The sequence below is a fragment of the Microbacterium paludicola genome, from assembly GCF_039529675.1.
GTDB classification, from domain to species: domain Bacteria; phylum Actinomycetota; class Actinomycetes; order Actinomycetales; family Microbacteriaceae; genus Microbacterium; species Microbacterium paludicola.
The window spans coordinates 1-11,821 of the sequence record NZ_BAAANG010000031.1; the positions used below are offsets into that span (position 1 = coordinate 1).

Genomic DNA, 11,821 nt, shown 5'->3' on the forward strand with positions numbered 1-11,821 from the left:
CTGATGCACCAACTGTCACCGATGTCCTGATGCAGAATCGTCACCGAAGTCCTGATACATCACACGACAACCGGTGGTGGCCTCCTGCGAGCGAAGCGAGCGTGGAGCGAAGCGACTGCCGACCACCTCGGAAACGCGACCCCCGTCGACGGATGGAGCGATAGCGACAGCCCGCGATCGTGAGCGCCGGGGCGAAGCGTCGGCGCTCACGATCGCGCACGCGCGCTGCGCTACTCCGCAGAGCGGGAGATAAGAGCGTCCGCCTCGCGGCGGGCCCAGGCTTCCGCGTCCGCGAGGGATTCGCGGGTGAGCTCGGCCGGGGCGTCGTGCGCGTCGACCACGCGGCGGACCGTGTCGACGATGCCGAGGAAGGGCAGCCGGCCCTCGTGGAAGGCGTCCACGGCCTGCTCGTTCGCCGCGTTGTAGACGCCGGGATACGTGCGTCCTGCCTGTCCGACCTGCTTCGCCAGCGACACCGCCGGGAACGCGGCCTCGTCGAGCGGCTCGAAAGTCCACGCCGAGGCCGTCGTCCAATCGAGCGGAGCGCCGACGCCCGCCACGCGGTGCGGCCAGTCGAGGCCGAGCGAGATCGGCAGCCGCATGTCGGGCGGCGACGCCTGCGCGATCGTGGAACCGTCGACGAACTCGACCATCGAGTGGACGATCGACTGCGGATGCACGACCACGTCGATCCGGTCATACGGCACGTCGAACAGCAGATGCGCCTCGATGACCTCGAGGCCCTTGTTCACGAGCGTCGCCGAGTTCGTCGTGACGACGCGACCCATGTCCCACGTCGGGTGCGCGAGCGCCTCGGCCGGGGTGACGGCCTCGAGCGACTCGCGGGAACGGCCGCGGAACGGGCCACCCGAGGCCGTGAGCACCAGCCGGCGCACCTCATCGGCGGTGCCCGAACGCAGCGCCTGCGCGAGGGCGGAGTGCTCCGAGTCGACAGGCACGATCTGCCCCGGCCGCGCAAGGCGCTTCACCAGTTCGCCGCCGACGATCAGCGACTCCTTGTTCGCGAGCGCCAGCGTCCGCCCCGTCTCGAGCGCGGCGAGGGTCGGGCCGAGCCCGACCGATCCGGTGATGCCGTTGACCACGACGTCCGCGTCGACCGAGCGCACGAGCCGCTCCGCGTCCACCGCGCCGAGCGCCGTGTCCGCGACGCCGAACTCGGCGGCCTGCGCGGCCATCGCCTCGGCGTTCGACCCCGCCGACAGGCCCACGACCTCGAACCGCTCCGGGTTCGCCCGGATCACGTCGAGGGCCTGGGTGCCGATGGATCCAGTCGATCCCAGGATGACGACGCGACGTGGGGTCACGGCTGGACCATGTCCTTGCCCGTGTCGAGGATGTCCACGACGAAGGTCAGCGTCTCCTTCTCGAGCTCGTGGCCGGGCGCCGCGCCGTAGCCGTCGGCGGGCGGCATCGTGACGAGCACCTGCGAGCCCACGGTCTGGCCCTCGAGCGCCTTGGTGAAGCCGGCGACGACGCCCTGCGTGTTGAACGGCGCGGGCTCGTTGCGCTCCCAGCTGGAGTCGAAGACGGATCCGTCCGACCACTTGACGCCCGTGTACTGCGCCAGCACCTTCTCCCCTGACGCGACGACCGCGCCGTCGCCCTTCTTCAGGGTCGTGACCACGGTCTCGGCCGGCGGCTCGGTGTCCGGCAGCGTGATGGTCGGGGCGCCGTCCTCGGCGAGCTCCACGGTGGGCTGGCCGTCGACGGGCGCCTGGTCCTCGCCCCACGCGCGCATCGGGACGTCGGTGACGACCTTGTTCACGTCGATCACGTAGACCTCAGCGGCGGACTGGGCGCTCCCGGGTACGAGGACTGCGACGCGCGATCCGACCGGCGCGCAGCCGAGCATCTGGCCCCACACGTTGGCCGCACCGACGTGAGTGGGCACCATACGTCCCTCGTAGCCGCCGACCCAGGTGACGTCGCCGGTGGCCGCGTCCAGGATCGTCATGCTGTACTCGACCCACTGGCCCTCTTCGAGCGGCTCGCCCTCACCCTCGGCCACGACGGTGCGCAGCGGCGGGGCGATGTCCAGCGGCGCCTCGAACTCCACCTCGGGCGACGCCCCTGGCTCGCCCGCGATGTTCAGGGCCTGGGTCTCCTCGCCATCCGGGAGGGCCGCACCGCAGAGTCCCTCGGCGGGTGCGGAAGCGCTCGGAGTCGCCTCCGGGGCCGGCTCGCCCGAGCAGCCGGCGAGCGCGAGAGCGCTCAGCGCGAGGGCGGACAGGACGACAGCAGGACGAAGACGCACGGAGATACCTCGATCGTTGTGGGGTTCGTCCCATCCTGCCGCATGAGCCTGACGAACGTCCTGAGCATCCCCGGCGAGCGCTCCCCGGCGGTCATTCCCCGGTCGGCATGGATCCCGCGATAACCTCGGATGATGACCTCTGCGGACGCCGTGGCCCCGGAACCCGACGAGACGCCGGGCGCCGGTGACGTTCCGACCAATCCCAGCTGGTTCTATACCCTCGGCCGCCGTGCCCTCGCCCCGCTCGCCCGGGCGATCTACCGGCCCCGCGTCGAGGGGAAGTCGAACATCCCCCGCGAGGGGCGCGTGATCTTCGCCAGCAACCACCTGTCGTTCATAGACTCCATCGCGATCCCGGTGGCCGTGGCACCGCGCCCCGTCCACTTCCTCGCTAAGTCGTCGTACTTCGAGGGAACCGGCTTCAAGGGCTGGATCTCGAAGACGCTGTTCACCGCCGCCGGAGCGATCCCCGTGCGCCGCGGCGCCGGCCAGGCCGCGCTCGACGCGCTCGACCAGCAGCGTCAGATCCTCGAGACCGGCGCGGCCGTCGCGCTGTACCCCGAGGGGACGCGCTCGCTCGACGGCCGCCTCTACAAGGGCCGCACCGGCGTCGCCTTCCTCGCCCTGCAGACCGGCGCCCCGGTCGTGCCCGTCGGCCTGATCGGCACCGACAAGGTCATGCCCGTCGGCGCCAAGTTCCCTTCGCTGCGCGAGCGCGTGACCATCCGCTTCGGGGAGCCTCTCGACCTGTCGCACCACGGCCCGGCCAGCTCGGGCAAGGCCCGCCGCACGGCCACCGACGAGATCATGGCCGCCATCCACGCCCTCTCGGAGCAGGAGCTCGCCGACGCCTACAACGAGGCTCCCGCGCAGTCGCCGATCGAGAAGATCCGGCGCGCGCTTCCGCACGAGCGGCGCTGATCCTCACCCGTGCCGGTCGCTTCGGCTCGCCGGCGCTCGCTCAGCAACCGGTGGTGACGCAGCCCCGATCCGCGGCCATCAAGCGACCGCCCCGGTTATCGAGCGAGCTTGCGAGTCGAGATGACCGCCCCGCACACACGGCATGCCTCGCGCCGGTCGCTTCGGCTCGCTGACGCTCGCTCAGCAACCGGTGGTGACGCAGCCCCGCGCGGCCATCGCGCGACCACCCCGGTTATCGAGCGAGCTTGCGAGTCGAGATGACCGACCTGCACAGACGCGATGCCTCGTGCCGGTCGCTTCGGCTCGCCGGCGCTCGCTCAGCAACCGGTGGTGACGCAGCCCCGATCCGCGGCCATCGCGCGACCGCCCCGGTTATCGCGCGAGCTTGCGAGTCGAGATGACCGCCCCGCACACACGGGATGCCTCGCGGGTCAGCCGACCGTGACCGTGGGTTCGTGGAGCACGGGGAAGTTCACCGAGCGGGCGATGAAGCACCAGTCGTGCGCCGTCTTGTGCGCGGCTTCGGCGGCCTCGACCATCGACGCGTCCGCGACGGTGACGCGCGGGTGCAGCACGACCTCCTCGAACTGGGCGCTCCCCTTGCCGTCCTCCCGCAGGAGGCCCGTCGCCTCATCGGTGTAGGACGTCACGACGACCCCCGCCTGCACGCACGCGTGGAGGTACGACAGCAGGTGGCATTCGGACAGCGCGGCCACGAGCAGATCCTCGGGGTTCCAGCGCTCCGGATCTCCCCGGAACGGCTTGTCCGACGACGCGAGCAGCGCGGGCTTGCCGCTCACCTCGAGCGTCACGTCGCGTGAGTAGTCGCGGTAGCCGGAGGTGCCGGTGCCGAGGTTTCCGGTCCACGTCGCGGTCAGGGCATAGCGGTGCTCTCCGTGCATAGCGCCAGTCTCCCACCCGGACGGTGGGGTCGGCCCCCGTCGTTAGGCTGGAGGACGTGTCACAGACTTTCAGCGTGCAGGATGCGGCGGAGCTCGCGGTCGTCGAGCGGGGTGGGTTCGTGGAGTCGCGCCACGGCGGGTCGGCACTCGTCCTCGCGCCGACCGGCGACGTGGTCGCGCGCCTCGGAGACCCGGATGCGCTCATCCTTCCCCGTTCCTCGCTGAAGCCCCTCCAGGCCGTCGCCGTCGTCACGGCCGGCGCCGCCCTACAGGGCGAGCAGCTCGCCCTCGCTACCGCGAGCCACGCCGGCACCGACCGCCACGCCGCCGTCGTCCGCGAGATGCTCTCGGCCGCCGGCCTCACCGAGGACCACCTCGGCTGCCCCGCCAGCTGGCCGAGCGACACCGCCACGCGGGACGCGATGGTGCGCGAGCACCTCGAGCCGGCCGCCATCCGGCACAACTGCTCCGGCAAGCACGCCGCCATGCTGACCGCGTGCGTCGCGACCGGATGGGATGTGTCCGGCTACCTGGATTCGGCCCACCCGCTGCAGGTGCACATCCGGGAGGTCGTCGAGCGCCTGACGGGCGAGAAGATCGCCGCCACGGTCGTCGACGGATGCGGTGCTCCGGTCCACGCGATGACGCTGAGCGCGCTCGCCCGCGGCATCCACCGCCTCGGCACCTCGTCGGAGCGGTCGCCGTTCGCCCTTCACCGCAGCGCCGGCGCCCTCGTGCGCGCGGTGCGCGATAACCCCTGGACGGTCGACGGCCCCGGCCGGTCGGACACCCTGGCGATCGAGCGCTTCGGTGTGTTCTCGAAGCTCGGCGCGGAGGGCGTGCAGATCATGGTCGCCCCCGACGGGACGACGGTCGCGCTGAAGACGCTCGACGGCTCGCTGCGCGCAGCCCCGCTCGTCGCCCTGCAGCTGCTGGCGAACGCCGGCGCCGTGCCGGTCGGCGAGGTCGCGGATTTCGCCGCCCACCCGCTCTTCTGGGTGCAGGGCGGCGGCCGCGAGGTCGGCCTGATCCGCGCGACCGTCTGATCCCGCGCTCCGCCCCGCGGGCGCCCTAGGGTCGATCCATGGATCACGCCGAGATCGCCCGCCGGTTCGTCGACCGGAAGTACCCGCAGGCCGAGGCCGTGGTGCTCGCGGGCAGCACGGCGCGCGGCGAGCGCACGCCCACGAGCGACGTCGACCTGCTCGTGATCGGCCCCGCGGAGATGTTCGGGCCGGATGAGGACAGCCGCGCGGCGACCTACGAGTTCGACGACGAGGTGTTCGAGGTCTTCGCCTACACGCCGGACGCCTTCACCCGCTGGGTGGAACGGGGGCTCGCCGAGCACCGGCCGCTGCTGCTCAACATGCTGATCGACGGAATCCCCGTGCAAACGGGCCCGCTGCTCGAGTCGCTGCGGGCGCGCTGGAGCCCGGTGCGGGATGCCGGCCCGCAGGTGGAACCTCACGAGCGGGAAATGCGCCGCTACATCGTGACCGACGTGCTCGGCGACCTGCGCGATGCGACCGACCCGCTGGAGCGGCACCTCCTCGCGGCGCTGCTGTTCGAACGGCTCGGTCAGCTGCTGCTGCTCGACGCCGGCCGGTGGCTGGCGACGGGCAAGCATCTGCCGCGGTATCTGCGCGCCTGGGATCCGGATCGCACGGCGCGACTGACCGATCCGCTTCTCGAAGGCGACACCGCGAAGTTCCTCGCCGCGGCGGAGGCCGAGCTCGAGGCGCTGGGCGGCCGGCTGCACGCGGGGTTCGTCCGCTGATCCGTCAGCGGACCGGAACGAGCGCGGCCCCCGCGGCGGCGAGGTCCCGGAGGATCGGGGCCTCAGGGTCGGCGTCCGCGACGATTCCGGACACCTCGTCGAGCCCGAGCACACGGAAGCGCGAGGCGGCGCCGAGCTTCTCGTCGCTCGCGAGCACGTACGTGTCGACCGCGCGGGCGGCGAGCGCGCGCTTCATCGCGGCCTCGTCCGGATCGCCGGTCGTCAGCGCGGCGGTCGGGTGCACGCCGGTCACGCCGAGGAAGAACAGGTCGGCGCTGATCCGGCTCGCTGCCTCGACCGCTGCCGCTCCGCACGCGACGGCGGAGTGCTTGAAGAGCTGTCCCCCGATGAGGAAGACATCGGCGGCGTGGTCAAGGAGCGCGGAGGCGACGGTGGGGCTGTGCGTCACGATCGTGCACGGATGAGTGCGCGGAAGCGCCTCCACGAGGGCGAGGGCCGTCGTTCCGCCGTCGAGGATGACGGTCGCCCCCGGCTCGATGAGCGCCACCGCCGCCGCGGCGACGCGGCGCTTGCTGTCGGGCGCGACCGCGGTGCGCGTCGCGTAGTCGGCCACGGCGGGAGAGGCGGGCAGCGCGCCGCCGTACACGCGGACGGCGAGGCCCGCGGCATCAAGTTCCCGCAGGTCACGGCGGATGCTGTCCTCGGACAGCCCGAGTTCCGCGGCGATCTCCTTCGCGACGATGCGGCCGTCGCGGCGGAGTCGCTCAAGCAGCAGGTCTTTGCGCGCGGCGGCGAGCATTCACGTTCCTTCCGACTCTTGCACGTTCATGCGCTATCGTACCGCACATGACAAAACCGATGCTCATCCTGATCGCCGGCCCGTACGCATCCGGGACCGACGGAGATCCCGCCCTCATGGCGCGGAACCTGCGCCGCCTCGAGGAGGCCGCCTGGCCGGTCTTCCAGGCGGGACACATCCCGATGATCGGCGAGTGGGTGGCGCTGCCCGTGCGGTCGAGCGCCGGCGCAACCGGGCCTTCCGATCCCCTCGCGGCGGAGGTGATGTACCCGACCGCCGAGCGGCTGCTTCAGCACTGCGACGCGGTGCTGCGCCTTCCCGGCGAGTCGCGCGGGGCAGATCAGGATGTCGCGATCGCCCGGGACCGGGGCATCCCGGTGTACTTCTCAATCGACGAGGTGCCGGGGCGGCCCGCCGCGGCTTAACGCTCCGGCAGCCGCCGCCAGAGGGCCTTCACGCCCTCGAGGATCAGGAACAGCGCCACAGCGAACACGAGAGGCAGCAGCCAGTCGGCCGGCGAGAGCGGCGCGGACTCGAACAGGCCGTTCATGAACGGCACGTAGGTGTAGAACAGCTGCAGCGCGATGAGCGCGATCGCCGACCACCACACCGCCGGATTGCCGCGCAGCGCGTCGATGCTCAGGCTCGAGTGCGACAGGATCCGGCAGTTGAAGAGGAACGCGAGCTGCCCGAGCGCCAGCATGAGCACGGTCTCGGTGCGGGCGACGTCGAGCTCGTGCCCGCGAGCCAGGGCCCCGTAGAACACGGCGAGCGCGACGCCGCCGATGAGGAGCGACGCGATCAGCACGAACGCCAGCTCCCGCAGCGAGATGATCGATCCCCCGGGCTTGCGCGGCGGGCGCTCCATGATGCCGCGCTCCGCCGGCTCGTAGGCGAGGGCGAGCGACAGCGTGATCGCCGTGATCATGTTGACCCAGAGCACCTGCACCGGACTCAGCGGCAGCGCCAGCCCGAAGAGGACCGCGACGAGGATCACGAGGGACTGCGCGCCGTTCGTCGGCAGCAGGAACACGATCGACTTGCGGAGGTTGTCGTAGATCCGCCGCCCCTCGCGGATCGCCGAGCGGATGGTCGCGAAGTTGTCGTCGGCGAGGACGATCTCGGCGGCCTCCTTCGTCGCCTCCGTTCCCTTGATCCCCATCGCGATGCCGACGTTCGCCCGGGTGAGGGCGGGGGCGTCGTTGACGCCGTCGCCGGTCATCGCGACGACCTCGCCGTGGGTCTGCAGGGCGCGCACGATGCGGATCTTGTGCTCGGGGCTGGTCCGCGCGTACACGTCGACGTCGCGCACGACCGCCGTCAGCTGCTCCTGGCTCATCGCCTCGAGGTCGGCGCCCGTCAGCACGCGGGCGTCGCCGTCCCGGACGATGCCGACCTCGCGCGCGATGGCGGCGGCGGTGCCGGCGTGGTCTCCCGTGATCATCTTCACGCGGATGCCTGCCGTGTGGCAGTCGGCGATGGCGGCGATCACCTCGGGGCGCGGCGGATCCACGATGCCGAACACGCCGAGGAACTCGAGCCCCCACAGGTCGTCGAGGCCCGGGGCCTGCTCGAGCGCGGGGGCGGTCTGCCGCGCTGCCGCGAGGACCCGCAGGCCCTCGGCACTGAGCGCGTCGATCACCCCCTGCCAGTGGGCGAGGTCGAGGGCCTCAGGGCCGGATGCGCCGAGCTGGCGCCTCGAGCGATCGAGCAGCCGGTCGGGGGCTCCCTTCACGAGCAGCACCCGAGCGCCGTCGGCGTCGGCGTTCACGGTCGCCATCAGCTTGTTCGCCGAGTCGAACGGCAGCACGGCGAGGCGCGTGTGCCCCGCGCTCTGGAAGCCGCCCTTGATCGCCACGACCTTCAGGGCGCCCTCGGTCGGTTCGCCGACGAGCTGCCAGTGCTCGCCCTTGGGCACCAGGTGGGCGTCGTTGCAGAGCGACGCGACCGTGAGCAGCGCGGTGACGTCCTCTCCCGTCGGCGCCCGTCCGTCCACCGCCGGGGCGATGAAGCCCTCGGGCGTGTAGCCGAGCCCCTCGACCTCGTATGACGCGACGCCCGTGACGATGCGGCGCACCGTCATCTCGTTGGTGGTCAGGGTGCCAGTCTTGTCCGAGCAGACCGTGGTGACGGATCCGAGCGCCTCGACCGCGGGCAGCTTGCGGGTGATCGCCTTGCGCCGTGCCATCTGCTGCACGCCGATCGCGAGCGTGATGGTGACGAGTGCCGGTAGCCCCTCTGGGATCGCCGCCACGGCGAATCCGATCGTCGCGGAGATGAGGCCGCCGAATTCCATCTCGTGCACGAAGCGGCCGATGAGCAGCATGACGGCCGCCATGCCGAGGATGACGAGCGTGAGCACGCGGCCGAAGTCGCCGAGCTGCTTTGCCAGCGGGGTGTCCAGGGATCCGGCCTCGCCGACGAGCGCCTGGATCTTGCCGATCTCGGTGCCCGCTCCCGTGCCGGCGACGACGCCGCGCGCCTGTCCGGCCGCGACGATCGTGCCGGAGAAGACCATCGACCGGCGGTCGCCGACCCCCGCATCCGCCGGCACCGCTTCGACGCCCTTCGACGCCGGCACCGACTCGCCCGTGAGCGCCGCCTCGTCGACGCGCAGCTGCGTCGAGGTGAACAGGCGCATGTCGGCCGGGACCTTGTCACCCGGGGCGATGCGCACGACGTCGCCGGGGACGAGCTCTGCCGCGGGCACCACGCGCCATGCGCCGTCGCGGCGGACCTGCGCGGTCGAGGAGAGCATGCCGCGGATACCCGCGAGCGCCTTCTCGGCACGGCCCTCCTGCACGTAGCCGATGACCGCGTTGATGATGGCGACGGCCATGATCACCCAGAAGTCGAGCCAGTCGGCCATCACGGCCTTGATCGCGGCCGCGCCGAGCAGGATGTAGATGAGCGTGTCGTTGAAGTGCGACAGGAACCGGAGGATCGCCGGCTTGCGCTTCGCCTCGGGCAGCAGGTTGGGCCCGTGCTCCGCCGCACGCCGGCGCGCCTCGTCCTCCGTGAGGCCCGCGGCGCTGCTGTCGAGGCGGTCGAGCACGTCCTCGGCGGACCGGGACCATGGCCGCAGTTCGCCGTCCTGCTCGCTCAGCGTGCCCGTCCCGTCGTCGCCCGTGGTCATTGCGCCTCGCCCTCCCGACAGGGCCGTGCGCCGACCGCTGCTGCGCGTGCTGTCCCTCGTCATCCTGACCAGGCGGCGGCGACGGTGTCAACCGCGCGGCGGGGATCACGGCAGGACGATGCGCTCGGGGGCGAGCCCGTCGCGGACGAGCCAGGCCCGGGATGCCCGCGTGCGCGCGTACGGCGGCAGCTCGCGCTCCCCCGCGATCGTGCGCAGCTCGGCCGCGCAGTCGGCGCCGACGACGAGCGGCGCCGAGGCCTTGAGCTCCTGCAGCAGCGCCCATTGGCGCTGCCAGGCGTCGCCGTCGCCGACCAGGACGAGCCGTTCCCCGGCGCGGTCGAGGGCGCCGAGTCGCGTGCCGGGAGGGATGTCGTCGATCACCATCACGCGCACGTCACCGGGCCACGCCGCCGTGAGCTGCTCGCCGCGGCGGCGGGCGGCGCGCAGCACCATCGCGGTGACGGGCGCCTCCGGCTGCCAGCGCGCGGGATCCCGCGGCTCAGGCGCAGGAGGTGGCGCCGCGTGGATGAACTGCACCTCGAGGCCGTCAAGCATCGCACGACCCGGCGGACGGCGGGGGTCGAAGGACGCCCCGTCACCGCCCGCGGCGGAGTGCTCGGCGCGGCTGGGGACGGCGAGCAGCGCGCGCCGGGGCAGGAGGTCGGCGAAGCGCGACACCCCGCCGGTCAACCGCGCCGCGGTGAGCACGATGGTCGTGCCGCTCTCGCCGGCGTCGCGCACGACCGCCTCGATCCGCTCGGCGGCGGCCTGGGAGTGCTCCACGGGGAAGCGTGCGAGCACCGCGTCGACGTCGTCGATCACGACCAGCTCGGGCCGCACCCGCTCGATCATCTCGAGGGCGTCCCATGCGCCCTCCGCATCGCGCGGCACCACGACCGCCCCCGGCCGTGCGGCGGCGACGAGCCCCGCGAGTGACGAGCGCCCCGTGCCGCCGCCGCCGACCACCACGAGCCCGCGATCGATGCCCGGCCTCAGCAGCACCGGAGACTGCCGCTGGTGGGCCGGCTCGTCCGCGACGCCGAGCAGGATGGCGCCCTCCGGCGGCTCCCCCACCAGCGCGACGGCGTCGTCGGCGGTGAGCCGCCGCGGCAGCGGCGGCAGCCAGGGCCCGGGCCGCGTCGGCCGCCCGGCGAAGCGCTCGACCCCGGCTGCCACGTCGCTCGGGGCCGACAGTGCGATGCGCGTGAGGCGCGCCCGCGCATCCCCGGCCCGCCGAATCCAGGCGAGCCCGCGTCCCTCGGCGCCGCCCGGCAGCGTCGCCGCGTCGTCGGAGCCGAGCAGCGCGCGGCTCTCGGCGGGCTCGGACATCCGCAGCCCGATCCGCAGCGGGCAGTTCGCGACCAGGGCGTCACGCAGCACACCGCCGGCGCGCTGGGTGCCCAGCACGAGGTGCATGCCGAGCGCCCGCCCGCGGGCGGCGACGTCGGTGAAGAGCGCGTGGAGATCCGGATGCTCCTGCAGCAGGGCGGCGAACTCGTCGACGACGATCACAAGTCGCGGCAGGTCGGCGCGGGGGTCGGAGACGTCTCGCGCCCCGGCGGCGGCAAGCGCGGCCTCGCGCGAGCGCAGCTCTGCCCGCAGGCTCTCGACGGCGCGGCGGGCACCGCCGTCGTCGAGGTCGGTGATCACCCCGGCCACGTGCGGGAGCGCGGCAAGCGGGGCGAACGCGGTGCCGCCCTTGAAGTCGGCGAGCAGGAACTGCACCCGTTCGGGCGGCAGCGTCGCGGCGAGCGAGGTGACCAAGGTCACGAGCAGTTCGCTCTTGCCGCTGCCGGTCATCCCGACGACCACCGCGTGGGGGCCGTCGGCCACAAGATCGATCGTCGCCCGCTCGCCGCCCTCCACGCCCACAACGGCCCCCAGCGCACCGAGCGACTCGGCCTCCGCCGACCCGGCCGTCAGCACGTCGGCGAGCGCGACGGTCCCGCCGTCGTGCCGGAGCGGCCCGATGGCCGCGGCTCCCCGCTCGGCGAGGCGCCGCGCCACGGCGCCGGCCTGCGCCGCCGACAGCGCCTCGACCGCGATGTCC

General features: G+C 72.7%; 10 protein-coding genes. 4 read left to right on the forward strand and 6 right to left on the reverse strand.

What is annotated here, in order from left to right:
• Window positions 1-230: 230 nt before the first annotated feature.
• Entirely contained in the window at window positions 231-1,325 is a 1,095-nt protein-coding gene (dxr, locus tag ABD161_RS12700; RefSeq protein ID WP_344003503.1) for a 1-deoxy-D-xylulose-5-phosphate reductoisomerase, read from the reverse strand.
• Window positions 1,322-2,275, reverse strand: coding sequence for an FKBP-type peptidyl-prolyl cis-trans isomerase (locus ABD161_RS12705; RefSeq protein ID WP_344003505.1), 954 nt, complete (start codon window positions 2,273-2,275; stop codon window positions 1,322-1,324). Before ABD161_RS12705 ends, dxr begins: the two co-directional genes overlap by 4 nt.
• 132 nt (window positions 2,276-2,407) lie before the next feature.
• Here ABD161_RS12705 and ABD161_RS12710 point away from each other — a divergent pair, with 132 nt between their 5' ends.
• Window positions 2,408-3,196 (forward strand): lysophospholipid acyltransferase family protein, encoded by a 789-nt coding sequence (locus ABD161_RS12710; protein ID WP_344003508.1) that lies wholly within the window; start codon window positions 2,408-2,410, stop codon window positions 3,194-3,196.
• A 431-nt stretch (window positions 3,197-3,627) separates the two neighbouring features.
• On the opposite strand, the gene ABD161_RS12715 is transcribed toward ABD161_RS12710, so the two are convergent.
• On the reverse strand, window positions 3,628-4,098 hold the full coding sequence (locus ABD161_RS12715) for an OsmC family protein (RefSeq protein WP_135113851.1): 471 nt from the start codon (window positions 4,096-4,098) through the stop codon (window positions 3,628-3,630).
• A gap of 56 nt (window positions 4,099-4,154) precedes the next feature.
• Between ABD161_RS12715 and ABD161_RS12720 the strand changes: the two genes are divergently transcribed.
• Together ABD161_RS12720 and ABD161_RS12725 are read left to right on the forward strand one after the other, a co-directional pair.
• Window positions 4,155-5,144: an asparaginase gene (locus ABD161_RS12720; protein WP_344003513.1), complete on the forward strand. Its 990-nt coding sequence runs from the start codon at window positions 4,155-4,157 to the stop codon at window positions 5,142-5,144.
• A 38-nt stretch (window positions 5,145-5,182) separates the two neighbouring features.
• A complete protein-coding gene (locus ABD161_RS12725; RefSeq protein WP_344003516.1) occupies window positions 5,183-5,875 on the forward strand; it encodes a nucleotidyltransferase domain-containing protein in 693 nt (230 codons plus the stop codon).
• A gap of 4 nt (window positions 5,876-5,879) precedes the next feature.
• On the opposite strand, the gene ABD161_RS12730 is transcribed toward ABD161_RS12725, so the two are convergent.
• Complete coding sequence (locus ABD161_RS12730; protein ID WP_344003520.1) at window positions 5,880-6,635, reverse strand: DeoR/GlpR family DNA-binding transcription regulator; 756 nt, start codon at window positions 6,633-6,635, stop codon at window positions 5,880-5,882.
• Between the two features lie 47 nt (window positions 6,636-6,682).
• On the opposite strand from ABD161_RS12730, the gene ABD161_RS12735 reads away from it, so the two are divergent.
• The gene (locus ABD161_RS12735) at window positions 6,683-7,060 is read left to right on the forward strand and encodes a DUF4406 domain-containing protein (protein WP_344003523.1); all 378 of its coding nucleotides are present in this window, start codon (window positions 6,683-6,685) and stop codon (window positions 7,058-7,060) included.
• On the opposite strand, the gene ABD161_RS12740 is transcribed toward ABD161_RS12735, so the two are convergent.
• A complete protein-coding gene (locus ABD161_RS12740; RefSeq protein WP_344003526.1) occupies window positions 7,057-9,771 on the reverse strand; it encodes a cation-translocating P-type ATPase in 2,715 nt (904 codons plus the stop codon). The genes ABD161_RS12735 and ABD161_RS12740 overlap by 4 nt on opposite strands.
• 105 nt (window positions 9,772-9,876) lie before the next feature.
• The coding region (locus ABD161_RS12745) for an FtsK/SpoIIIE domain-containing protein (protein ID WP_344003529.1) at window positions 9,877-11,821 on the reverse strand (1,945 nt) is incomplete at its 5' end.